Annotated in this window: 15 protein-coding genes; 4 read left to right on the top strand and 11 right to left on the bottom strand. The window is 70.8% G+C overall.

Annotation, left to right across the window (positions count from 1 at the left end):
• Positions 1 to 13: 13 nt before the first annotated feature.
• The 8 genes from IPQ09_12955 to IPQ09_12920 all read right to left on the bottom strand — a co-directional run bounded on the left by IPQ09_12955 (position 14) and on the right by IPQ09_12920 (position 8,730).
• Entirely contained in the window at positions 14 to 1,294 is a 1,281-nt protein-coding gene (locus tag IPQ09_12955; protein MBL0195118.1) for a hypothetical protein, read from the bottom strand.
• Positions 1,291 to 2,463: a hypothetical protein gene (locus tag IPQ09_12950; protein ID MBL0195117.1), complete on the bottom strand. Its 1,173-nt coding sequence runs from the start codon at positions 2,461 to 2,463 to the stop codon at positions 1,291 to 1,293. The genes IPQ09_12955 and IPQ09_12950 overlap by 4 nt, the downstream gene beginning before the upstream one ends.
• Complete coding sequence (locus IPQ09_12945; GenBank protein MBL0195116.1) at positions 2,423 to 2,866, bottom strand: protein kinase; 444 nt, start codon at positions 2,864 to 2,866, stop codon at positions 2,423 to 2,425. Before IPQ09_12945 ends, IPQ09_12950 begins: the two co-directional genes overlap by 41 nt.
• A gap of 82 nt (positions 2,867 to 2,948) precedes the next feature.
• Positions 2,949 to 4,862 carry a hypothetical protein gene (locus tag IPQ09_12940; GenBank protein ID MBL0195115.1) on the bottom strand — a complete coding sequence of 638 codons (1,914 nt, stop codon included), beginning with the start codon at positions 4,860 to 4,862 and terminating at the stop codon, positions 2,949 to 2,951.
• Positions 4,859 to 5,344 (bottom strand): hypothetical protein, encoded by a 486-nt coding sequence (locus tag IPQ09_12935; GenBank protein ID MBL0195114.1) that lies wholly within the window; start codon positions 5,342 to 5,344, stop codon positions 4,859 to 4,861. Before IPQ09_12935 ends, IPQ09_12940 begins: the two co-directional genes overlap by 4 nt.
• Positions 5,344 to 6,165 carry a discoidin domain-containing protein gene (locus IPQ09_12930; protein MBL0195113.1) on the bottom strand — a complete coding sequence of 274 codons (822 nt, stop codon included), beginning with the start codon at positions 6,163 to 6,165 and terminating at the stop codon, positions 5,344 to 5,346. The genes IPQ09_12935 and IPQ09_12930 overlap by 1 nt, the downstream gene beginning before the upstream one ends.
• A gap of 80 nt (positions 6,166 to 6,245) precedes the next feature.
• Complete coding sequence (locus IPQ09_12925) at positions 6,246 to 8,138, bottom strand: fatty acid desaturase (GenBank protein ID MBL0195112.1); 1,893 nt, start codon at positions 8,136 to 8,138, stop codon at positions 6,246 to 6,248.
• A gap of 127 nt (positions 8,139 to 8,265) precedes the next feature.
• Positions 8,266 to 8,730, bottom strand: a complete 465-nt coding sequence (locus IPQ09_12920) for a nuclear transport factor 2 family protein (GenBank protein ID MBL0195111.1) — start codon at positions 8,728 to 8,730, stop codon at positions 8,266 to 8,268.
• 188 nt (positions 8,731 to 8,918) lie between these two features.
• On the opposite strand from IPQ09_12920, the gene IPQ09_12915 reads away from it, so the two are divergent.
• The 3 genes from IPQ09_12915 to IPQ09_12905 all read left to right on the top strand — a co-directional run bounded on the left by IPQ09_12915 (position 8,919) and on the right by IPQ09_12905 (position 18,259).
• Positions 8,919 to 11,606, top strand: a complete 2,688-nt coding sequence (locus IPQ09_12915; protein ID MBL0195110.1) for a hypothetical protein — start codon at positions 8,919 to 8,921, stop codon at positions 11,604 to 11,606.
• Positions 11,607 to 11,727: 121 nt separating this feature from the next.
• Positions 11,728 to 13,794, top strand: coding sequence for a BamA/TamA family outer membrane protein (locus tag IPQ09_12910; protein MBL0195109.1), 2,067 nt, complete (start codon positions 11,728 to 11,730; stop codon positions 13,792 to 13,794).
• Position 13,795: 1 nt separating this feature from the next.
• Positions 13,796 to 18,259, top strand: a complete 4,464-nt coding sequence (locus tag IPQ09_12905; GenBank protein MBL0195108.1) for a hypothetical protein — start codon at positions 13,796 to 13,798, stop codon at positions 18,257 to 18,259.
• A 4-nt stretch (positions 18,260 to 18,263) separates the two neighbouring features.
• Here IPQ09_12905 and IPQ09_12900 read toward each other — a convergent pair whose 3' ends face one another.
• From IPQ09_12900 to IPQ09_12890, 3 genes are all read right to left on the bottom strand, one after another.
• Positions 18,264 to 19,139, bottom strand: a complete 876-nt coding sequence (locus IPQ09_12900) for a hypothetical protein (GenBank protein ID MBL0195107.1) — start codon at positions 19,137 to 19,139, stop codon at positions 18,264 to 18,266.
• 107 nt (positions 19,140 to 19,246) lie between these two features.
• The gene (locus IPQ09_12895) at positions 19,247 to 20,416 is read right to left on the bottom strand and encodes a hypothetical protein (GenBank protein ID MBL0195106.1); all 1,170 of its coding nucleotides are present in this window, start codon (positions 20,414 to 20,416) and stop codon (positions 19,247 to 19,249) included.
• 204 nt (positions 20,417 to 20,620) lie between these two features.
• Entirely contained in the window at positions 20,621 to 22,051 is a 1,431-nt protein-coding gene (locus IPQ09_12890) for a protein kinase (GenBank protein MBL0195105.1), read from the bottom strand.
• Between the two features lie 158 nt (positions 22,052 to 22,209).
• Here IPQ09_12890 and IPQ09_12885 point away from each other — a divergent pair, with 158 nt between their 5' ends.
• Positions 22,210 to 23,706, top strand: coding sequence for a sigma-54-dependent Fis family transcriptional regulator (locus IPQ09_12885; GenBank protein MBL0195104.1), 1,497 nt, complete (start codon positions 22,210 to 22,212; stop codon positions 23,704 to 23,706).
• Positions 23,707 to 23,715: the final 9 nt, after the last annotated feature.

Below are 23,715 nucleotides of genomic sequence, written 5' to 3'. Positions count from 1 at the left end.
GTAGAGGAACGACTCAGTCGCCGCCCGCGGCGTCGACGCGGATCGGCGGACACGCAGCGTCGCACACGAACGGCACGAGCGGAGCGCACTCGGGCGAGGGGCTCCCGAGGGTGATCTCCTCGCCGGCGAGGCCGAGCGCGAGCGCGATGGCGTCGCATGGGCGGTTCGGATCGTCCCCTTTCTCGAGCAGGTCGCGACCACCACAAATGAGGTTGCTAGCCACCGAGAAGAGCGGGCTGTCGCACAGACTGGTGGGAGCGGCATCACCGACGCTGGGGTTCTGAAACGATCCGACCAGGCCGAGGAGCTTGGACGCCGACACGATGCCCACGAGGTTGCCGCGAAAGCTCAGCGCTCCGCTCGGCGATCGCGCGAGCGTGGCCACGAACACGGAGCGCGACTGCTCGAGGACCTGGCCGAACATGGGAACGCGCACGGAGGCCGTGGTGCCGTTCAACACGAGCCGCCCGTTCGTGACGTAGCCCTGGGCCGAGAGCACCTCCTGATTCGCGCGCGGCCCGAACCACACGTCTCTCCCGGTGCCGTCCCAGCTCGGCTTGTGAGCCTGGTCGTTGGTCTCGGTGCACACCTGCAGCTGCGTGCGGTCCTGCGCTGCGGCGGCGTCGCGACCCGCGTCCGCGTCCCGCCCTGCGTCCGCGTCACGACCGGCGTCCGCGATCACGGCCCCGCCGCCGCGCCGCTGGACCCCGCCGGTCGCGATGAGCGAGAGCACGACCGCGTCGTCGTCGGAACCTTCGTTGTAGTCCTCGATCCGTACGAGGAGCCCGCGGCGGCCGTCCTCGAACTTGCCGGAGACCTCGGTCTTTTCGATGTCCTTCAGGCCGACCCCCCCGAGGGCGAGCAGGCTCTCGCCGCCGAGATCTGCGCCGTTCTCGTCGTCGCTGCGCACCGCCGCCGTGCACGGCTCGCTCGGCTGCACGCACGACACCTGGGGGCGCCCGGGCACGCGCTCGTCGCGGTTCTCACACGTGCAGAGACTGTCGAAATCGTAGCGGCGCGGGAGGTCCCCGAAGCCGCCGAAGGTCACCTGCCGCACCGCGAAGACGTGGGTGGTCTGGCGCGTGCCGCCGGGAGCGCTGGGCGGTGGGGGCGGGCGCGCGTGAGGGCAGGGATCGACGTCCGGGCCCCCCGCGTCGGGCACGCTCGCCTCGGGCGGCGCCGGTGGCCGCGGGGTGTCGGGCTCGAGCTCGACGCCCACGAGGAGCTGGCAGGCGCCCACCGCGGCGGCGAGCGCCATGACGACGAGCCCGAGCCGCCCGACTCGCCGGCTCATTGGAACTCCCCCTGGAGCCGGAGCCCGTCGGCAGCAGGCGTGAGGACAGCGGTGATGGCGCGACCGCGCGCTCCGGTCTTCGCGGAGCTGTAGACCAGCGTGCCACCCACGGCGAGGCCGACGAGTCCTAGGGGAATGAGCACGGTGGAGAGAGTCCCGAAGAAGCTGGCGCGGTCGTGGAGATCGTTGGCAGTCCGCCACGGGGTGGTCTGTCCGTAGCATACGCCACGAGGGTCGAAGTCGAGGCCCGTGTCGTAGGCTACGCCGGAGGCATCGGTCTTGGTGCTCAAGGCGCCGCCGGTGTTGTCGCGGCAAGCGTTCTTCGCCGCGTCGTTCGTCGTGATCGTGAGGACGCCGAACACGCCGCCAGCCGCGAGGGTCGCGAGCCCCACGCCGCCGATGACCAGACCGGTCGTGCGGCGCGCCCGCGCACCGGCGACGCGATCGAGGTCCTCGAGGGTCGCGTCGTCGCGCGTCCCCGCGATGGGGCGCGCGGCGCCGGGCCGCGCGCCCGGCACGTCGGCGAGCGCGGGCACCTCGAGGGTCGTGATCGCGCCCTCTGCGGCGATGGTGACGCGCAGGGTGGCCTCTCGCTTGCCCGGGGCGGAAACCCGCACGACGTGCTCACCCACGTTCAGCGCGATCCCCGAGGAGCGGCTCGCGGCGCCGTAGGGATCACCGTCGACCAAGACGGTCGTGGACGGCGACGGGGACGGCGGTAGCACCACACGAAGCCTCGAAATCCGGGGCGCGAGCGCGGCGATGTGCTCGTCGGCGAGGCGGACGCGATCCTCGCGATTCGCCTTCTGCGACAGCGAGCGCAGCTCGTTGAAACGCGCGAAGGCGAAGGCCACCTTCCCCTGCTCCTCGTAGCAGACGGCGAGGTTCTGGAGGGTGCCGCCCGCGGGCGCCAAGCGGTAGCTCTCGTCGAACATCGGGCACGCCGCCGCGAAGTCGCGCCGCACCATCGCGGTCTTCGCCCGCTGGAAGAGGTCCTCCGCCTGCGCGAGGTGGGCCGGGGACGGCTCGTCGGCGAAGCACGGCGTCGACGCGAGCAGCACCACCGCCCCCAGCAGCCCGCGCGCGGCGCCGACGAGTCCCCGCGTCGAGTGGGGCGACCGCGGTGACTCAGGCGAGAACAGGCTCTCGCTGTGGCCTCTCGACGGCATGCAGGCCTCGAGCATACGGGCGACGCGACCCGGGGCACAGACCAATCGCCGGAGCTCCGCCGCGCTTCGCGCCCCAAGGAGCGGAGGCGCAAGACGAACGGCGCCACGCCGACTCCCGCGCGGGTGCGGCGAGCGCCAGCGGGGCGATGGGGTCGCGGGTGATGGCCTTCAGTACCTGGCCGAGGGTCGCGGCGGCGGTCGGCAGAGCGCCCGCGAGCGCCTCGTAGAGCAAGATCCCCAGCGCCCAGACGTCCGCGCGACCGTCCACGTCGGCTTCGCCGAAGACCTGCTCGGGGGCCATGTACACGGGCGTGCCCACGAGATCGCCGGTGTGGGTCGTCGAGACGGACTCGGAGAGCGAGGGGCCGAGCTTCGCGATGCCGAAGTCGACGACCTTCACCACCGGGTCTGCCCCCGTCCCGCCGACCCGTCGAACGAGGAAGACGTACGCCCGTTCCGCTGACGAGGGCGAGGGCGACGCCTCGTCACTCCTTCTCGTCGCTCTTCGCCTCGGCTTGGGCTGGCTCCGTCGCGCCTGCGGCGGTCTCGACGGGTCCGCGTCCCTCTTTGCCCACGGCGGGCGCGCGAGGCTCGTCGACGATCGAGCGGCGCACCTCGGCGATGAATCGTCGAAGCTCACGCACACCCAACGAGAGGAGCGCGAGCGCCGTCAGGCACGAGATCGCGATCCCGATGAGGACCCGGTCGTCGCGAAATCGGATCACCAGGCGATGCTCTCCCGCGGGCACCTTCACCGCGAGCAGCCCGTCCGACGAGAACACGCTCCCGACGTTGGACTGGAACGCGCGATGCCAGTTCTGGTTCACGACCACGGTCGCTTCGCGAGAGGCTGAGACCTTGAGGACGATCTGATTCGGACTCCAACTCTCGCGCGTCACGCTCGCGCTCGTTGGGTCCTGCGCGAGCTCTTCGGCCGGTAGATCTCCGCGGAGGGCCTTCGACTGCGGGAAGGCGGTCTCCTCGAAGCACTGGAGCGATCCGAGCGACACGTCCGCGAAGACCTGGGCGTCCCAGCGGTTGCCCCTCGACTGCGCGAACGCGGCGACGCGCGGACGGGGAGGCTCCATTTCGTAGGCGCCCTTCAGCACCGCGGGCGCCTGGTAGGTGACGAAGACGATGACGCCGGTCACCACGGCGACGACGGCCGAGAGGATCGCACCGATGAGCTTGGTCCTCCGAAACTCGGCGACGTACTTCGAGGTCGCGAAGATGGCCACCACGCGCTGGAAGGTCCACATGGCCTTCTCCTCGACCCACGTGAGCCCGCGCGCGCCGCCGAGGCAGACGAACATCGAGACCACGACCACCATCCGGTGCGGAGCCCTCAGCTGTTCGAAGATGGGGAGCTTGCGGAGCAGGGAGTTCGGCGCCCACGGCGCGAAGTCCCCGACGGCCGTCGCCACGAAGAGGATCGCGAAGAGCGCGAGGACGAAGCCGCGCCGCTCGAGGACCCCTGCCGCGCAGGCGAGCGCGAGCATGCCCACCCCAACGAACGCAGAGACGCCGTCGAAGCCGCCCATGTTCACGAGGCGCGACAGGATGTCCGGCAAGCCGAGCGACTCCTCCAGCTCCCAAATGCGCGGACTCCCGACGACCACCCCGATCATGGGCAGGAGCTTCGCCATCGAGAGCGCCACCGAGACGACCCCCATGATGGCGATGGACTCGAGGGGGGCGAGCCTCCGCACGCCCCTCCGTGTGGCAGACGGGTCGAGCGTGGCCCAGACCGTGAGCGGCACGCACGCGGCTCCCAGGACGAGGAGCGTGTAGGGGACCGTGTAGAGCCCACCCTGGAAGACCATCCAGGCGATGAAGACCCCTCCGAGCACCGACCAACTCCGGGAGCGGAGCCCGCGAAGGAGGCACAGGAGGACCCACGGCATGAGCTGGAAGCTCCAAAAATTGAGCCAGCCCCACCTGAGGACGACCGTGAAGAAGCCGTTCGTGGCGAAGGTCATGGCCGCGAGCGCGGCGGCAATGACCGACGCATCGAGCTGGCGGGCCAGCCGATACATGCCTTCCATGCCGATGAGAGCGAGTAGGAAGTAGGCCATTCGCCGCCCGGGGCCGACACCGAAGACGAGCTTGAGGATGAACTCGGGAGCGAAGGTCGAGTCCTGAGGGTTGGCGATGCCGACGATGCCGCCGCAGTAGAAGGGGTTCCACGCGGGGAGCTCGCCGAAGCGCGAGACGGTGTGAAGGGCCGCTTGCTCGTGGGCGTAATAGAAATGCTCGTCATGCCCGGTGCTGATGCGCCAAGGCTTCTGGAGCACCTCGGGCAGCACGAAGAGCGCGGCGAGCGCAAACAACACGAGCCGCAATCCGAACAGGGCGAGGAGGACGTCGCTCGCGCGCTTGGTGGTCGGGCCGAAGATCACATTCGCCTCGGCACGACCGGGACGGTCGTCGGGGTCAGGGGCTTGCCTTGGGGATCCGGCCAGTGGTCTCGAATCCCCTCGTCGAGGACGAGGTAGACCTGAGTCAAGCTCAGCGAACGCCGGGCGGCTATCGAGCGGACGGAGTCGCGCTCGAACGCGCAGCGATGGTCCTCCTGGGACCACTCTTGTCCGGGGAACGCCGCCTTCGCCTGAGACCGCTGCTCGGGCTCGGCGGCCGCAATCTCCGCGAAGATGGCCTTACGATCCGCGAGGCTCAACCCGAAGCGGTGGCCGTCGGCCGTGTCGCCCGGGATGGGGACGGGCCGCTTCGCGAAGGCGAGGGGCCTGAGACAGCGGCCCGCGACGCCGATCCCGAAGCAGAACGCGAGCCCGTGGAACCATATCGCGAGTCGGCGCGCCTTGCCGCTCCCCCCGAGGCCCTCCAGGTACACGACCGCTCGATAGCCGCTCTTTGCATCCATCACTCGACCTCGATCTCGGCGAAGCCACCGCCGCTCAGGTGCCATGAGCGCACCTCGATGCGAACGCGGTCCACGGTCTCGTCCACGTCGTACGCGATCCATGTGGGCTTGGGTCGATAGCCCGGGAATCGGCCGTCAATGCTCTTGACGACCTTCTCACCGAGGAAGGCCTCCATGTGAAACTCGTCGGTCGAGCGGTCGGCGTGGGGCAGGTTGCGGGCGTTCAAGAGGCGAATGCGCGACACGCTGCGGGGTCGCGCGAGGCGAACCTCTACCCAGCCCGCGGTGGCGTCTGGGAGCAGCCACTCGGTGCGAACGAGCCCATCGACCGCGGCCTTCGGCGTGAAGGCATCCCCCCACGAAGCGGAGGCCTCGGGCGTGAGCACATGGGAACCGCGGCGCAATAGCAGGGCGCCCAGAACGACGAGGCTCGCAAAGAAGGCGAGGCCGCCGATCCGTCGCCGTCGGAGTTTTCGGATGGCCGCCGGGGAGAGCGCGGCGCGCGTTCGCTCGGCGAGCTTCTGCGTGAGAGAGTCGAGGTGCTCGTCGAAGGCGGTCCGCGCCTCGGCGGACAGCTCGGCGCTGAGGGGCGTGGACTCCTCCGCCTCGCCTTCGAGCGCAGCATCGGCCGCGCGGAGCAGGATGGCGGCCTCGGCCACGGAGCCCTTCGAGGCGAGGAGCATGGCGGCGTCGAGCCTCGCCGAAGCGACGGCCGCTCGCCTCCGCTCGCCCAGGGGCTCGGTCTCGCCGCGCGCGGAGGCGCTCTGCTCCAGATCGCGGAGCAGGAGGCCACTCGAGAGCTTTCGGAGGAGCTGGGGCACGCGCGCGGCGAGTCTAGAGCAGCCGCGCTCGGCCAGCAGGAGAATCAACGTCTGCCTTCCCCGCCTAAAGTTACCGCTCGCTAGGCGGGGTCGCGCTCGCGCTCGGAGAGGTCGATTTCGACCTCTTGCCCCGTCGTGTCGAGCACGGACTGGCAGGGCAGGATCATGCCTTCGGCGAGGGTGGCGTCGTCGAGCGCGTCGTTCGCGCGCATCGTGACGGAGCCCCCCGAGAGCCGGACCGCGCACGACCCACAATAGCCCTCTTCGCACGACGCGGCGAGCCGCAGACCTGCGCGTCGGCTGGCCTCGAGGAGCGTGTCGCCCTCGTGGACCGTGACGAGGTGAACACGTTTCCCGGCCTTCACGTGGAGCGTCCCGGCGCACCCGCGCGGCCGCTCGCCCGCGCGGGGGCTCGCCGCGAAGCGCTCCGAGAATCGACGCGCCGAGGGCACGGAGCGCGCGTCGAGCATCGCGTCGACGACGGCTTGAAACGGGGCTGGCCCGCACACGTACACGTCGGGCTCGCCGCCGCCCAGGGTGCTCTCGAGCGCCTCGGCGGTGGGGAGCCCGTGCTCGTCGTCGACGTGGATCGTGAGCGTGAAGCGAGCCCCGAAGCGGGCCTCGAGCTCCCGAAGCTCCGCCTCGAACACGACCGACGCGCGATCGCGGCTCGAAGCGAAGAGCCGCACGGGGCGCTCAGTCGCCGCGAGGGCCTCCTCGGCAATCGCGCGAACGGGGGTGATCCCGCTCCCGGCCGCGAAGCACACGATCGGTCTCCCGTGACGAGCCTCGCTCGATTCCCGAAGAACGAACCGCCCGCGGGGTGTCGACACGTGGACGACGTCGCCCTCGCGCACGTTCTCGTGGAGGAAAGCCGAGACTCGCCCGCCGGGGATGCGCTTGACCGTGATGCGCACGGAACCCCCGCCCGCCGAGGGTCGAGAGAAGGAATACGAACGGCGGAGAACCTCACCTGCGACCTCCACCTCGACCGTCGTGAACTGCCCTGCGTCATGTCGGAACACGGGCCAGAGCGCCTCGGGTACGGCGAGCTCGAACGACTTCGTGCCTCGAGCTTCGTCGACGACCCGTGACACGGTGAGGGCGTGGGCGTCGTGCGAGCCCTTCGGTGTCGCGTCCTCCGTGCTCCGGCCGATGCGGCGCACGAGCGCGCCGCGAGACACGAGCTCGTCTCGGCGACTCCACCAGACGCGCCCGTAGTCGTAGAAGGGCACTCCCGGGAAGAGGTGGTGGACGAGGTGGTAGTTTTGAGAGAGCAGGAGCGGCGTGAGGAAGCGGTGCTCGATCACGGACGTGGCGCGGAAGGGGTCGGTGCGGCCCAGCACCACGTGCGGATGATGGGGGAGCCAGTCGAACGAGAACGCGAGCAGCATGATCCCGAGCCGCGCCGGGACGGCCCAGAAGAGGAGCGCCTCGCGCCCGTACCCTGCGACGCCCAGCGCCACCATGGGCCCGTAGGTGAGGACGAGCCCGAGCACCGCGCCGGCGACCTCGCCGCGAGGACGTGATTTGCCCTGTCTCGCGTAGAAGACGTAATAGGCCATGTCTTGTGTGGCGAAACGAAAGAGGCGCGACCAGGCGCTCCCCGCGCCGCTCCACATGTCGGGGTCACGGACGGGATCGTTCGTGTTGCGGTGATGCTCGAGGTGCAGGTACCGGAACGCGGAGAACGGCGCGGTGAGGACGAGCGCCATCGCCCACCCGACGAGCTCGTTCAGCGGAGCCGAGCGCGCGACCGACCTGTGCGAGGCGTCGTGCATGGGGGTGAACGCCGCAAACGCCGCGACGCCTTGGAGCGCCACCACCAGCGGTACGGGGAGGCGCCCCGTGGCGCCCAGCCACGCGAGCGACACGAAGGCCCCGAGGGCCCCCGCGGCGAGCGCGAGGGTGGGAACGGCGATCGGTGGCGCGACGAGATCTCGCGGCGACACGCTCGGTACGGCTGGAGACATCGCCGGCATCCCGCGACCTTGCCACGAGCCCGTGCTTCTTGAAAGGCGGACACGAAGGGCGCTCCGCGGCTGAGCACGTCGTCGAAGGTCTGCTCACCGCGGGGTCACCGCCGCGACGCCAAGGGGCTCAGAGCCCCATGCCCGTGAGGCCAGGGTGGTCGTCGGGACGCCGGCCAAGCGGCCACCGGAAGAGGCGCTCGCCCTCCGAGATCGACACGTCGTTGATGCTGGCCTCACGGCGCCGCATGAGGCCGAGCTCGTCGAACTCCCACTGCTCGTTGCCGTGGCTCCGCTTCCACGCCCGCGCCGCGTCCTGGCACTCGTAGACGAAGCGCACGGCGATGCGGTTGCCCGTGAAGGCCCAGACCTCCTTGATGAGGCGATACTCGAGCTCCGCGCGCCACTTGCGCTCGAGGAAGGCTCGAATGGCCTCGCGCCCCTCGAAGATCTCGGACCGATTTCGCCAGCGGCTGTCCTCGGTGTAGGCCAGCGCCACCCGTGCAGGGTCCCGGCTGTTCCATGCGTCTTCGGCCATGCGGGCCTTCTGCGCGGCGGTCTCGGCGTCGAACGGGGGCGAGGGCGGGCGTGTCATTCGGTTCGTTCCTCCGTGGAGCGGCGCTCTGCCGGTCGAGCGCGAGGCTACCCGCGGCGCCGCCTGCGCGCATCGCGAGCCCGCGGTCGGCGTGGGACAGGGGAAAAAACGTCCCGCATCGCCTTGCTCGTCACTCTCGTGTGAGGTACGCCTCACTGCCCGCGGAGGACGCGGGCGGGAGGTCCACCGTGCAGCATCGAGGCTCGAACGCCCGCGTGATCGGCGGGCTGACTTTCGTCATGGCGATCGCAGGGTTCGCCGCGTGCGGGTCTTCGCGCGACCCGGCGGACGACCCGAAGGTCGACGCAGGGACGCCCGTGCCCGCCGAAGGCGGAACGCCGGTGGAAGCCGGAGCGCCGGTCGAAGGCGGCCCCACGCTCGACGCGGCGGGCATCCCCGAGTGCGTCGAAGCGACCGGCACCGAAAACGCGGCGGCGCGGAAGCTCGACGACGCGACGGGCAGCGCGTCGGTCGAGGTCAACGGCGCCGCCTGCGCGCGCACGTTCACGCTCCGCAGCACGGCCAACCGCGTCGATAATCTCCCCGCCAGCCCGCGCGTCGTGACCGAGAGCAGCGGGCGCCCGACGGTGCACACGAAGAACGATCTCTTCGACGCGCTCTACCAGCTCGCCATCGCGGAGGCGAAGGAGTGCTCGGTCTCCGAGATCAAGGACGGCGCGTTCCGCAACGGCGGGGGCCTCACGTGTCCCACGGGCGGCTGCTTCGAGACGGGCCGCAAGTGGACGTACGTGTGGACGCGCGACACCTCGTACGCGGTGGACCTCGGCCTCGCGTGGCTCGACCCTGTCCGCGCGAAGAACTCGCTCGACTTCAAGCTCTCGGCGCGCCGCTCCGGCGGCGATCTGCAAATCGTGCAAGATACAGGCACCGGCGGCAGCTATCCCGTGTCGACCGATCGCGCCATTTGGGCGCTCGGCGCGCGCGAGGCCCTGCGGCACCTGTCCGGGGCAGACCGCGTCGCGTTCGCCGGGAGGGCGCTCGAAGCGATCAAGAACACGCTCGACCACGACCGCGCGGTCGCGTTCGACCCGACCGATGGGCTCTACCGAGGTGAGCAGTCGTTCCTCGACTGGCGCGAGCAGACGTATCCGAGGTGGACCGTGCCAGACCTCGTGCACATCGGCATGAGCAAGTCGCTCTCGACCAACGCGGCTCACCTCGCGCTGATGATCACGGGTGCGGAGCTCGCCGGGGAGAAGGGCGACGCGGCAGAGTCCCAACGACTCGGAAAAATGGCGAGCGACCTGCGCGCGGCGATGCGGACGCGCTTTTGGCTCGCCGAGGACAAGCAGCTCTCGACCTACGTGACGACCGAGCTCGACGGGGCGCCCGCGCGACGCTTCGATCTCCTCGGCACCTCGCTCGCCGTGTTGCTCGACGTGACGACGCCCGAGCAAGCGCGCGACGCCATCGCGAGCTACCCGACGCTCGCGCACGGGCCCCCCGTGATCTTTCCCCAGCAGAAAGACACGCCCATCTACCACAACCGCGCCATCTGGCCGTTCGTGACCGCCTACTGGGTGCGCGCGGCGCGCAAGGCCGACAACGACGCGGCGTTCGACAGCGGCGTGCGTTCGCTCGTGCGCGGCGCGGCGCTCAACCTCTCGAACATGGAGAACCTCGAGGCCGTGACGGGAAAGCCGTTCCACGAGGACGGCGCAAACTCGGGTCCTGTCGTGAACTCGCAGCGCCAGCTGTGGTCGGTGGCGGGATACCTGGCGATGGTGCACGCGATCTTCGGAGTCGACGCGACCGAGAGGGGCCTCCGCGTCGCGCCGTACGTCACGCGAGGGCTCCGGCGCTCGCTCTTCTCGACGTCGAAGACGCTGACGATCGACGATCTCCCGTATCGCGGAAAGACGCTCAACGTCGTCGTCTCTCTACCGAACGACCCAGCCCCGGCGGGTGGCGGCGCGTACCGCGTGGCGAGCGTCCGCCTGAACGGCGCCGAAGTCGCCGCGGGAGAGATCGCCGAGACCGCGCTGCTCGCGCGAAACCTGGTGGAGGTCGAGCTCGCCGCGCCGAGCGGCGCGGGCGCGCAGGTTCGCACCATCACCGACACGTCCGACTACAAGACGATCTTCGGGCCCAGAACGCCGGCCATCACGGGCCTCGCGCTCGACGCCGGAAAGGTGAGGCTCACCCTCGATCGCGCGGGCGAAGACGCCGACGTCAGCGTGGACGTGTACCGAGACGGCGCGCGCGTCGCGCAGAGTCTCCCAGGCGCGACGGCGTCGTGGACGGACACCGCGACCTCGGGCGATGCCTCGCCGAGCCACTGCTACACGATCGAGCTGCGCTACGCGTCGGGCGGGAACCGCTCGCAGCGCTCGGCGCCGTCGTGCTTCTGGGGTAGCGGGTTCCAGCGCATCGCGAGCCTCCCCGCGACGAGCTTCACCGCGAACGGCGGCACGGCCTCGAACAACCACGGTCGCTTCCACTACGAGGCCTGGGGAGACGCAGGCCACACCCTCGAGGCGACGTTCACCGCGACGCGGACCGGAGCGCACCTCATTCAGGCCGTGTACGGCAACGGCGCCGGCGCGCTGAACACGGGCATCACGTGCGCGGTCAAGCGCGTGACCGTGCAAGAGGTGGGTGGCACGGCGACAGGTGCAGGATACATGTTCATGCCCCAGCGCGCAGACTGGGCCTCGTGGGGCGACTCGTCGTTCGTGCGGGTCACGCTCCAGGCGGGCAAGTCGTACCGCGTGCGCCTCGAGCACGATCAGAAGAGCGTGAACATGAGCGCGTTCTCGCATTTCAACGACTACACGGGCGGCACCGGGGGCGCGGGCGGCGCGTTCTCCCGGGTGAACATCGCTGAGCTGAAGGTCCTGTCGCTGGTGCCGTGAGCGCGACTCCCGCCCCGGGTCGCGAGAACGCCTCGGTGCGGTGGATCCGACGACGCCTCGATGGCGAACGCGCACGAATCGTCTTCGGAGGCGGGCGGTTTCGGGGGATCATGGGTGCCTGGTGGCTTCACGGCACGAAGATCGGCGCGCCCGTCGTGGGCCCACCTGGGCCGCCGGCCTCGCGCAGGCGCTCGTGGCGGCGCTCGCCGTGGCGTCCTGCGGCCCGCTCACGCTCGGCTGCGCGCAGACCCTCGCCGAGAAGGTGCCGGGCGACACCGACCTCGCCTTCACCCGCGTCACCATCGACGCGAAGCCCGGCACCGCCGAGGTCGACACCGGGCCCCTGATGGGCAAGCTCGGCTCGCGCGTGCAGTCGGCGCTCTTCACGCCGCGCAAATACAACCCGTTCCGCGTCGCGGAGGACCGGCGACGCGTCCAGACGTACCTCGCCACGCTGGGGTACTTCGACGCGGTCGTCGACGAGCCCACCGCGCGCCTCGACGAGGCCCGGAGGCAGGCGACCCTCGCGTTCGTGTATAATGCAGGCAAGCGCTACACCCTCGCCGACGTGGCGTTCCGCGACCTGCCGAGCGGGGTCTCACTCGAAGGGCACGTGAAGGCGACCCCCGGCGGCCCGTACGACCTCGAGGTGCTCCGCCTCGCGCGCTACGACATGGCCCAGTCGCTCCAGCGCGAGGGGTTCGGGCACGCGAAGGTGTACGTGCGCACGTACCTCGATCGCGCCGAGAAGAAGATCCACGTCGTGTACCTCTGCGATCCGGGCCCGCGAACGAAGGTGGGCAAGGTCACAATCGAGGGTCACAAGAAGGTCGACGAGGCCGACGTGCGAGCGCGACTCGGCCTGCGCGAGGGCGATCCCTTCTCGCTCACGGCGAGGGAGCGCGCCGAGCGCGATCTCCTCGACACCGGGGCGTTCACGCAGGTCGTCGTGTCGACGAGCGCCGACGTCGAACAGTTCCTCGGCGACGTCCCCGACTCGGGCGGCATCATCCCCGACGACCGCATCGACGCGGAGGGCCACCTCACGAAGCGCGACGTGCCCGACACGATCGACCTGGTGGTGCACCTCGACGAGGCCCCGAAAGCACGGGTGAGGCTCCGCGGCACGGCCGAGCTCGATCCGACGCGCATCGACCTCACGGCGGGCGCGGGCGTGGAGCTGCGCAACGCGCTCGGCTCTCGGCACCACCTCACGGTGCGAGGCCGCATAGGCGTCGGGTACCTGTACCGCGACGAGACCGACCAGCCCACGGGCCTCTACGGCGACGCGCTCTTGCGCTACACGCGGCCCGGCCTCGTCGGGCGCACGGGCGACGGGCGCTTGTCGGTGGCCTACAAAGACAACCTCTACCCGGGCTTCCACCTGCGCGAATTCACCGCCGGGCCGGGCCTCCGCACCACCATCGCGAAGGGACTCTTCGTCGACGTCGACGCCGTGTTCCGCGCGGCCGGCCAGATCGACTTCGGCCCGTTCGCCGCCGACGAGCGGGCGCGCCTCGCGCTGGCGACGAAGAACACGTACATCGGCGCCGAGATCTCTGGCGCCCTCGTGTGGGACGAGCGGAACGATCCCGTCGAGCCCACGAGCGGCCACCTCCTCGCGCTGCGCGCCGCGGGGAGCCCGGTGCCGGGCCCGAACGCGGGAACTTACCTGCAGATTGCACCCGAAGCGCGCGCCTTCGTGCCCCTCTCGAGCTCGTTCTCGCTCGCTGGGCGCGCGTCGGCGGGGTGGGTCACGGGCTATGGGAGCGAGGGTGTCCCGCTCGGCCCGCGGCTCTTCGGCGGCGGCGCGTTTGGCATGCGCGGCTTCGGCCGCGACCGCCTCTCACCGCTCGCGCGGACGTGTGTTCCGAGCGCCACGCCGACCGATCCGCCCGTGTGCCGCGACGAGGTCGCCGGCGGTCTCTCGCTCGCCGAGGCCTCCCTCGAGCTCCGCTATCTCCCGACGCTCAAACAAGCGGGCCTCACGATCTTCGTCGACGCGGGCGGCGCCGGCGCGCGGGCCAACCCGTTCGCGGACGGCCTCGCCATGGCCGCGGGCCTCGGGCCGCGCCTCAGGCTCTGGTACGTACCGCTCTCGGTCGACGTGAGCTACCGTTTCGTGGAGGCAGGCAAGCTCGCCGAGCGTGGATTGCTCGTGTTCGCGCGCATCGGGGAGGCCTTTTAGAATGAGCTCGAACGGGGGAGGCGCGCGCGACGCGCCCGACACCATGAAGCCCGCACGTCGCCGACGCAGGCTCGCGCTTCGGGCCGTCGGCGCGCTCGTGGCGACTCCCGTGCTCCTCGTGGGGTTCTTGCACACCCCGCCAGGCGAGGCGGTGCTCCGCGCGCGCGTCGAGAAGGTGCTCGGCGAGCGCGTGTCGACCAAGGCGACCGTGGGCAACCTCACGTTCTCGCTCGCGAAGGGCGTCCGCATCGAGAAGGTGATCATCGTCGGCAACGACCAGAAGGACGCCATCACGATCGACTCAATCTTCGTCGATCTCTCTTTGAAGAAGACGTTCGGCGGCGCGCCTACCCTCGAGACGCTCGGCGTCAAGGGCGTGAGCGTCGACCTCCGAGGCAACGCAGACGGCACGACGAACCTCACGGGCGTGTTCGTCCAGAAGAAGCCCGTCAAGCACCTCGTCATCGAGAAGGTCGACGTCTCGGGAGTGCGCGTGGCGCTCACGAAGCCCGACGGCACGAAGCTCGAGGTCACGGGCGTGGGCCTCGCGGGGCACGCCGACGTGAAGCCCGACGAGAAGACCTTCGACGTCGAGCTCGCGCTCGACGCAGAGGCGATACGCTACGAGAAGCCGGGCACGAAGGTCGCCGTCGAGAGGCTCTCTACGAAGGCCCAGGTCCGGCTCGTAGGGGGCGACGGCCCCGTGACGCTCGGGCCCACGAAGGCGAACCTCCTCGTCGGCCGCGAAGGCCAGCCCCCGTTCCCCCTCGCGCTCGCGTTGCCCCCCGTGAAGCTCGGCTTGAAGCCGGGTGAGCTCACGCTGGCCACCGAAGCGCTGCAGCTCGCCGCCATCTCGATGGCGGTGGCGAAGCTCGAGGTCCGCCGGACGCCCGAGGGCGAGCTCTCCGGGAGACAGCTCGGCGACATCGCGAAGCTCACGATCGTCGCCGACCAGGCGAACGTGCTCGCGGGCAAGAAGATCCTCGCGAGCGACGTGGCGATCGACGCCCACCTGGAGGGCCCACCCGAGAAGCTCGCGCTCGGCCTCACGGTCACGACGGCGGGAGGGGCGCTCGAGGCGAAGGGCACGCTCGACGCCACGAACAGATCGCTCGGCCTCACGCTCACCTCGAAGAGCCTCGACCTCAAGCGCATCGTCGCGCTCGACGCGGTGCCCGAGGTGACCGTAGGCGGCCTGCAGGTGACCGGCACCGCGCGGAGAGACGCGAGCGGCCAGCCCGACGCCACGTTCACCGTGCACCTCGACAAGAGCGTCGTGAAGCAGGTGCCGATCGAGCGCCTCGACGCGAAGGGGCGCTATCAGGCCGGCGTCGTCACCGTCGATTCCCTGGAGCTCCACGCGGCGGGTCAGGAGCTGCGCGGCGACCTGCGCTTCACCCCCGAGACGAAGACCCTCGCCGCCAACCTCTCGACCCGCGGGTCGGTCGGGCAGACGCTCCGCATCTTGCATGATGTTGGCATCGCGGGCCCGCCCTCTCCGCTCATGAGCTCGGTCTCCATCGTGCGCCCGCTGAAGCTCCGCGTCGACGGCGCGCTCAACAGGGGGCTCGTCGTGCACATCGACGACGCGACCCTCGCCGCGGTGGGCGGGACGGTGCACGCCGAAGGCCGCGTCGACCTCGTCGCGGGCGATCCCGCGAAGGGGGAGAAGCGCTTCCGCGCCGAGACCGTCGACACCACGCTCACGCTCGCCGGCGTCTCGCTCGACACCTTGGGCAAGCTCCGTGGCAAGCCGCTCCCGGTCTCGGGCACCGTGTCCGGCAAGGTCCACGTGACCGGCAGCGCGCAGGCGCCCGACGCGGATTTCCAGGTCGCGGCGGCGCTCCACGGGCACGCGGGCGGCGCGGGCTCGCTCTCCATCGCGGGCACGAGCCGCGCCGGCGCGCTCGACGCGAACGTGACCCTCGTGGGCCGCGGCGGGGAGAAGCTCCTCGAGACGAAGGCCGGCGGGTACCTCGCGAACAAGACCCTCTCGCCCGACGCGCCGCTCGACGTGCGCGTCGACATCCCGAAGCGACCCCTCTCCGACTTCGCGCCGCTGCTCTCTGCCGAGGTGGCGAAGAAGCTGCCCTCCGCCTCCGCCGAGGTGCACGCCAAGATCTCGGGGACGCTCTCGCGCCCCGTGGCCGACGTCCGCGTCGAGGCCGACGGGGCGCTCGTGCCCTCGTTCGCGTCCAAGACCGCGCCCACGACACAGAGGGCCGTCGTGGTGCTTCACACGGAGCCCTCGAAGAAGGGCGCCACGGTCACCGCCCGAGCAGACCTCACCGTGGCCGAGGGCTTCGCGCCGATCGTCGTGCAAGCCAGCGCCGAGCTCGCCGGCCCGCTCACCGCCGCGAGGACCGCGGGAGTCGACTGGACGGTCGACGTGACCGTGCCGGAGACCGACCTCGCGTCGCTCCCGCTCCCGCCGGAAAAGAGAGAAGGGCTCTCCGGGAAGGCGGGCGTCGTCGTGCACGCCAAGGGCAACCGCCGCGACGTCACGGCCGACGTGACCGCGGGGCTCGTCGGGTTCTCGAGGGGGCCCCTCCGCGCCCTCGACGCGAAGCTCGAGGCGCACGTCGACCCGAGCCACACCACCGCGACCCTCGCCACGACGCTGCACGGCGAGCCGCTCGTGACGGGGCGAGCCGAGGTGGCCCTCCCGGGCAAAGATCTCCTCACCCTGGCCGGGCGCAAAGAGCTCGGCGATCCCGCCGTCGACGTGAAGCTCGAGATCGCGAAGACCAGGCTCACGACGCTGAGCCCCTTCGCGCCCGACGGGACCGTGTTCGGTATGGTCGCCGTGCAGGGCCACGTGAAGAACCCGACGTTCACCGCGCACCTCGAGGGCGAGGGCCTGCGCACCCTCTCGGGGAAGCCCGCGCCGATCGAGCTCGACGCCAAAGGCACCCTCGACGAGCTAGGCGCCAGCGTCGGCATCGGCCACACGGTGACCGTGGCCGCGAAGGCCTCACCGCGCGCCTACCTCGAGGCCAAGAGGGGCGAGGGGCTCGTGCCGTTGTCGTTCGCGATCAGGTCGGCCCCGCAGAAGCTCGTCGACGTGCTGCCTCACGTGGCCGCGGTCGTGCCCTGGGAGGTCGACGGACAGCTCACCTCCGACCTCACCGCCAACCTCTTGCTTCACGTGAAAGGCGAGGCGCGCAAGCTCGAGAAGCTCACCGTCGAGGGCGCCCTCGTGGTCGACCACACGCACTTCCACGTGCCCGGGTCGAGCCGCACCTTCGAGGGCGTGAAGCTCGTGTTGCGCGGCCAGGGCGACGGGCTCGCGATCGAGAAGCTCGAGCTCCACGAACACGACCGCGAGAAGGCCGATCGCGTGCTCTCGGCGCATGGGCGCTTCGCCATCCCCACGCGCACCGCGGAGCTCTACGTCGACGCGCGCGACGTCCTCGTCTTCGGCGGAAACTTCGGCAGGCCCGACGCCCCGCGCGCGGCGCTGACAGGCAAGCTCGCGGTGCACGCCGACCTCGCCTCCACGGTGAAGCGCGTCGACGTCACGGTCGACACGCTCGAGCTCTCGAGTCCAGACAGGTTCCCGCGCGCCCACGCCCAGGAGGCGCTCTCGCTCGGCGACGTGATCGAGCTCGGCGCCGGGACGGCGATAGGCAAGCTCGTGCGCCAGAGTGCGGACGAGGCGAATCCCAAGGCCGACGCCGGCCCCCCCGAGAAGACCCTCGAGGTGCACGTCGCGATCCCGAACACCATCCACGTGAAGCAGAAACCGCTCGACCTCTTCGCCAAGGGCGAGGTGGTGTTCGTGCGGACGACGGCGGGCCGCACGCTGTCCGGGAAGCTCGTGTGCGAGAAGGGCTCGCTCGTCGTGGGCGGCGTCGCGCACGGCCTCGACCACGGCGAGGTGCTCATGACGAACGACGGGCCGTTCTTGAACCTCCACTTCAAGCGCGAGCCCCACCCCGCCGCCATGCGCGACTTCGCGACCCTCGACAACGGGCTGCTCTACGCGCACATGACGGGGCCGTTCGGCAGGCAGAAGATCAGCTTCTCCGGCGCAGCCGACGGGCTCTTCGAGGCCCTCGCGTTGAACAACGGCGGCCGCGTGCGCGTGCTCTCGTCGCCCGAGGCGCCGGCGAGCCAGACCGCGCAGCTCCCGCAGACCCGCGAGATTCGCCTCACGGCCTACATGGCCGCGAACCTGCCGCACCTCGCGTTCTTGAACCGCATGAGCACGCAGGCCGAGCCGAACCAAGGCAAGACCTACGGACGCTTTCAGTCGCTCGAGGCCGAGCGCTACTCGCTCGACGGCACGAGGCGCCTCCGGGCCACGTCGCGCTCGCCCGTCATCGGACAGAGCGACGGCGAGGTCGAGCTCGACTACCTCTTTTCCAATACGCCGCAGGTCGTCTCGGGCGTGGGATTGCTCGGCGGCACCCGAGCGGGCGGGGGTCCGGCCGTGTTCTGGGAGTGGTCGAGCAAGGACTGACGCGTCACAGCTCGAACGAGACGCGATAGGCGAGCAGCACGAAGATGGGCAATCGGAGGATGTGGAATCCGAAGTTCGGATCGCCCGGGCGCGTGAGCACGTTGAGCAGCAAGAGGTCGTTGTTCACGAGGCCGAGCCGGCGGCCCCCGGTGAGCCCCACGGCGAGCTCGCTGTCGCGTCCACCGCGACGAGGGAGCTGCAGGGCGCGGAAGGAGGGGCCTATCGCACCCAGCTTCGGGTGGCGGAAGAGCACGCTCGCGTCGTAGCGCACGAGGAGCCCGCCGTCGTGCATGGTGGTGTGAAACCAGTCGAACGAGTTGTCGGGGCAGCCTTCGTAGCGCGCCGTCGCGGCCGTCGCGACGAACACGTTGTCGTGCACGGGGAGCACCATGCGCACGCGCCATTCGCCGAACAGCCAGCTCTCGGTCGTGAACGCCTTGCCCTTGTCGATGTCGAGGCGCGCTTGGCGCGTCCCCTCGACCCCGTCCGGGAAGGCGTAGGTGCGCCACACGCGGCGGCCGCCGAAGCTCGCGCCGAAGCTGAAGAAGAGAAAGCGTGTGTCGAGGTGCGCGCCGACCTCACCGAAGCCCAAGCTCGCGAGGGCGCCGAGGCGCGGAATGATGGCCGCGTAGTCTTCGCGCTCGAGCACGTGCCGGTGCTCGAGGTTCGCTTGCGCGCCCACGGTGTAGGCGTCGACCGTGGCCCACGTCCCACGCTTGCCGCGCTTGGGGGCGTTCAGGAAGGAGTCGCGCGGTGGCGGCGGCTCGTCCTCGGGGGGGCTCGGCGCGACCGTGGGCTTCCCGGGTTCTGCCGGCTCGCGCACGTCGGCGTGCGCGAGCCCCCCGGAGAGGAGCGCCGCGACACCCAAAGCGAGGCACACACGGCGTGGTCCACAACCCTGCACGCGCAGGATCCTACGGCGAACGGTGCGCGACCGACTACGACAAAGGCCTCCTGCGTGAATGCCGGAGGTCTCGCGGAAGGGGACTACGAGCTCCGAGCGGCGCGGCGCCGGCGGACGCCGAGCGCGACGAGGCCGCCGAGGAGCACCCCCGACGCGACGCCTGACGTGTTCGCGCCGTAGCCGAGGCTGCAGCCCGCGAGCTCGCGCCCGTCCGACGGAGTGAGGCTTGGGGGAGTCGCGGCGAGCACGGTCGTCTCCGCGCGCGCGGGGCTGCCCGGGACGGTGGCGACGAGCGGCTGCTTCTGCGCGCTCCAGCTGTAGTCGTAGGCGAGGAGCTCTCCGCCAGAGACGGGAGCCTCGGACCCGAGCGTGAACGTGTAGGGGACGCCGAAGATCGTGGCGCCCTTCGCGTCGAACGCGCGCGCGAGCACGTGGAGCCGCCCCTTGCGGTAGGCCTCGTCGCTCGCGGCTCGCGCGACCCTCGCCGCGTCGTCCTCCACGAAGAGGCGCACCGAGGCGATCGCCTCCTTGGGCACCACGCGAACCGGCACCTCGAGCGAGGCGCCCGCGGTGCGCAGCTCCAGCTTCCCTCCGGCCCCGGAGGTCGTGAGCTCGAACAGCTCGCGGTCCTTGTCGTTCTCGACGAGGGTCGACGTGCTCCCCTGGGGCGCGGTGTACGTCGTGCCGCCACGACCTCGCAGCGCCGTGCCGGTCGCCGTAGCGTAGCGAACTTGCCAGATCATCTTTCCGCCCGCGAGCTGGACAATCTCGTTCGTCTCTTCAACCTCGAGCGACTCCCCCGCCCGCGCCGGAACGCCCTGAACGGCGCGGTCGAGGAAGGGAACCACCTCGGCCTTCTTCGCGAGGGCGACGGTCACGGAGGCGGTCGCCACCTTCCCATCCGGATAGGTGAACGTCACCTGCGCGGTTCCCTCCTTCAGCGCCTTGACTCGCGCGTTCGGCGAGCAGCGCGACACGGTGACACGGGCGTCGACCGCCCGCAGCACGTCGGGCGGCTCGACCGTGACGGAGAGCTCGGAGTCGCCGTGCTGGACGCCGCTCGGCGGGCGGCTGCCCACCCGAGCGACCGCGTCGACCGCAATCGGCGCTGAGGAGTCGGCCGCAGCGCCTCCCGCGTCGGCCTCGGCGGCGGTGCACTCGACCGGCGCGCTCTGGCAGCCCTGGTCGTCATGGCTCGGCGCGCACGCAAGGAGGAGAAAGGGAACCAGCGCAAAGCGGAAATGGGATCGCATGGGCCTCGTCAAGCAAGATAGGGAGGCGAAACGGGCCGGTAGGCGGCGCTTCCTCCTCTCGTCAGGTTTTCGTCAGGTTTTGCGCCGACGCCGTCGGGGCCGCCACCGAAAACTCGCGGCGTCGGGCCGGCCAGGTGGGCGAATGTGGTCGCGTCGCGGCGACTCCCGCGCCCAGCGAGCCGACAGGCCGACACGCGCCGCGCGTCACTTGTAGCAGTCGAGCTTTCGCCGCTTGTTGCCGTCGTCATCGAAGTAGTAGGGCGGATCGCAGCGCGAGGCGACCGTGGCGGTGGCCTCGCCGCTCGCGCTGGGCTTCGGCGAGGAGGCCGGCGCGTGGGCGGCGACCCGCGCGGCGGCGGGGCGGGCGGGAGGAGCAACCGACGCCACCGGCGCTGCCGCGCGAACCTCGATCTCGCGCGGCGCGGCGCTGGGCAGGCTCGTTGGCGGCGGCTGCGCGACGGGCGGGGCGTCCTCGGGCTGGGGATTACGGCTCACCTGGTTGGCGTCCGCGGACGGCGTCGGTCGAGCCCCGCGCCAGGCGAGCGCCAGCGCGGCCACCGCCGCGAGCCCGACCAGCGCCTTCAGCGCGGGCCTGGAGGTCCGCGGGAGCGGCCGCGCGGCGAACTGGTGCGGCGCAGGAGTGACGTCCGGGGGCGTCGGCTTCGGAGCACGGGGGCGCGTGTCCAGCTCGAATCGGAGGTTCTCGGCTTCGGGGAGCGTGGGCGCACGCGCGACGGACACGTCCACGCTCGCGAGCGCCCCACGCCGAGCCTCCTCGCCCTCGGGATCGAGCGCGAGACGCATCTCGGCGGCGCTCTGCCAGCGCTCGTCCATCTTGGCCACGAGGGCGCGATCCACCACCTCGCAGAGCTCCCCGTCGGCCTCGGGCAGGACCTCTCGGAGGGGCGATGCGGCCTGTGTAGCCGCGAGCACCATCGTCATCTGGCTCGAGTCTGCCTCGTGGACGAAGCGTCCGCTGAGGGCTCGGTAGAGCACCGCGCCAACGGCCCACAGATCCGTGCGGTGATCGACGCGCTCCCCCTCCCCGCGGGCCTGCTCGGGCGCCATGTAGGCCGGTGTGCCCATCACCCGACCCGTCTCGGTCTTTCGTGCGTCGCCGGCGAGGCGGGCGACCCCGAAGTCGAGGACACGGAGCCGCCCATCACGGCGCTCGACGAACAGGTTCTCGGGCTTGATGTCCCGATGCACGATCTGCTTCGCGTGCGCCGCCTCGAGCACGTCGAGGAGCTGCACGATGAGCGGCACGATCTCTGCCCTAGGGAGCCGGCCGCGCGCGATCCGCTCCGCCAGGGTCCCGCCCTCGAGCAGGTCCATCACGAGGAACACCGAGCCGTCCTCGTCGACGTCCTCGTCGATCACGTCCACCGCGCCGAGATGCTCGACCCGGTTCGCGAGGTACCCTTCGCGGAGGAATCGCGCGCGGAGATCCGGGGAAGCGGAGAGCTCTCGGTTCAGCACCTTCACCGCGACCTTGTGGCCGTTCCGGTGCCTCCCCCGGTATACCGTCGCCATTCCCCCGACGCCAATCACCGACTCGAGCGTGTAGCGGCCGCAGAGCGTCCTGCCGATCCGCGACTCACGCTCCCTCTTCGCGTTGTCTTCCGTTGCGTCCACGACTTCCAGAGTAATCTAGCGGCTTCCACGTCCGACGCCTACATGGATCCCCGACAGCCCATGGCGCCGCGCTCGCTCCTCGGAAGCCGACCGCGCGGTGGCGCGCGAACCGAAACGGTCCCCGGTCGTAGGGGGAACCTGGCATTCTGGCTCGACGCATGGGCGGAATTGCGCGCGACGGCACGAGCGGTGTGGCGACCACGGTGGTGCGGCGGCACGAGCGCGGATCGAGTGAAGAGAAGCCCGTCGAGGCGACGGTCCTCGTCATCGCGTGGTCTTCGGACGAGCCGGCGCGAGTCGGTGAGGTGGCCGTGCTGCCAGCCAGCGGCGCCCCCCTCATCCTGGGTCGTGGCCCCGGCGCGACGCGCGAGCGGCGAGTGGCGTTCTTTCGGCAGCGACCGGGGACGCTCACGGAGCGCCCGCCCCTCGAGGCCTCTGCCATCTCACGTCGTCAGCTCCGGTTCTACCCGGAGCACGACGGGCCCCGAGTGGAGCGAATCGGCCAGTGCGATCTCGAGGTGAACGGGGCTCGGTGCGACGCGGCCACGCTGCGACCGGGGGACGTCCTCGCGCTCTCGGGTGAGCTCGTGCTGTATTGCGCGCGGCGCCCCGCGCTCATTCCCCCGTCGCGCCTCTTCACATCGAAGCAGTGGGGGGCGTTTGGCGAGCCCGACTCGCTCGGCATCATTGGCGAGTCTCCAGCCCTCTGGCGACTGCGGGAGATGCTTCAGTTCGCGGCGATGGCGGAGGGCCACACCCTCCTGCTCGGCCAGAGCGGAACAGGGAAAGAGCTCGCCGCCCGAGCAATCCACCAGCTCTCTTCGAGAACTGGCAAGTTCGTCTCGCGAAACGCAGCCACCCTGCCACCGGGCCTCATCGACGCGGAGCTCTTCGGGAACGCAAAGAACTACCCGAACCCGGGAATGGCGGAGCGGCCTGGCCTCGTGGGCGAAGCCAGCGGGGGGACCCTCTTCCTCGACGAAATCGGAGAGCTCTCACTCGAGCTCCAGGCGCACTTGCTGCGCGTCCTCGACGCCGGGGAGTACCAGCGCCTCGGTGACGTCCTCGCGCGCCGCTCCACGTTCTGCCTCGTGGCCGCGACGAACCGCGACCCCAAGCTGCTCAAGCACGACGTGCTCGCTCGGTTCGTCGGGCGGGTGGAACTCCCGAGGCTCGTCGACCGCCGCGAGGACGCACCGCTCCTCGCGCGACACCTCCTACTTCGAGCCGCCGAGAGGTCCCCCGACCTCGCTGGGCACTTCATCGGCCGAACAGACTCGGGATACGCGTATCCTCGCCTCGACGCCCGCCTGGTGGTGCATCTCCTCCAGCGCAGCTACACGGCGAACGTGCGGGAGCTCGACGCGCTCCTCTGGAGGTCCATGGCGGTGAGCGCGGGAGACCACCTCGAGCTGCCCCCCGATTGCCTCGAAGTGCGCGAGTCTCGGCCACCCGATGCGCCGCCTTCGGCGCCGCCCGACGCCACTCTCCCGACGCCCGCGCGCGCGGAGGCGACCCCCGAAGCGATCCGCTCGGCGCTCGCACGACACGAGGGCCGCGTCGCCGACGCGGCGCGTGAGCTGGGCCTGTCGAGCCGATATGCCCTCTACCGGCTCGTGAAGAAGCATGGCATCGACATCGACGAGCGCCCCTGAGCTAGTCCC

It is taken from the genome of Myxococcales bacterium, assembly GCA_016720545.1.
Taxonomy (GTDB): Bacteria; Myxococcota_A; Polyangia; order Polyangiales; family Polyangiaceae; genus JAAFHV01.
Note: the sequence above shows the minus strand (reverse complement) of the source record. Positions and strands in the feature narration are given on the sequence as shown.

Bases quoted from the DNA above. Each gene is read 5' to 3' on its own strand.
- IPQ09_12955 (MBL0195118.1), bottom strand. From the start codon at position 1,294: ATGAGCCGGCGAGTCGGGCGGCTCGGGCTCGTCGTCATGGCGCTCGCC.
- IPQ09_12950 (MBL0195117.1), bottom strand. From the start codon at position 2,463: ATGCCGTCGAGAGGCCACAGCGAGAGCCTGTTCTCGCCTGAGTCACCG.
- IPQ09_12935 (MBL0195114.1), bottom strand. From the start codon at position 5,344: ATGGATGCAAAGAGCGGCTATCGAGCGGTCGTGTACCTGGAGGGCCTC.
- IPQ09_12925 (MBL0195112.1), bottom strand. From the start codon at position 8,138: ATGTCTCCAGCCGTACCGAGCGTGTCGCCGCGAGATCTCGTCGCGCCA.
- IPQ09_12920 (MBL0195111.1), bottom strand. From the start codon at position 8,730: ATGACACGCCCGCCCTCGCCCCCGTTCGACGCCGAGACCGCCGCGCAG.
- IPQ09_12905 (MBL0195108.1), top strand. From the start codon at position 13,796: ATGAGCTCGAACGGGGGAGGCGCGCGCGACGCGCCCGACACCATGAAG.
- IPQ09_12895 (MBL0195106.1), bottom strand. From the start codon at position 20,416: ATGCGATCCCATTTCCGCTTTGCGCTGGTTCCCTTTCTCCTCCTTGCG.
- IPQ09_12885 (MBL0195104.1), top strand. From the start codon at position 22,210: ATGGGCGGAATTGCGCGCGACGGCACGAGCGGTGTGGCGACCACGGTG.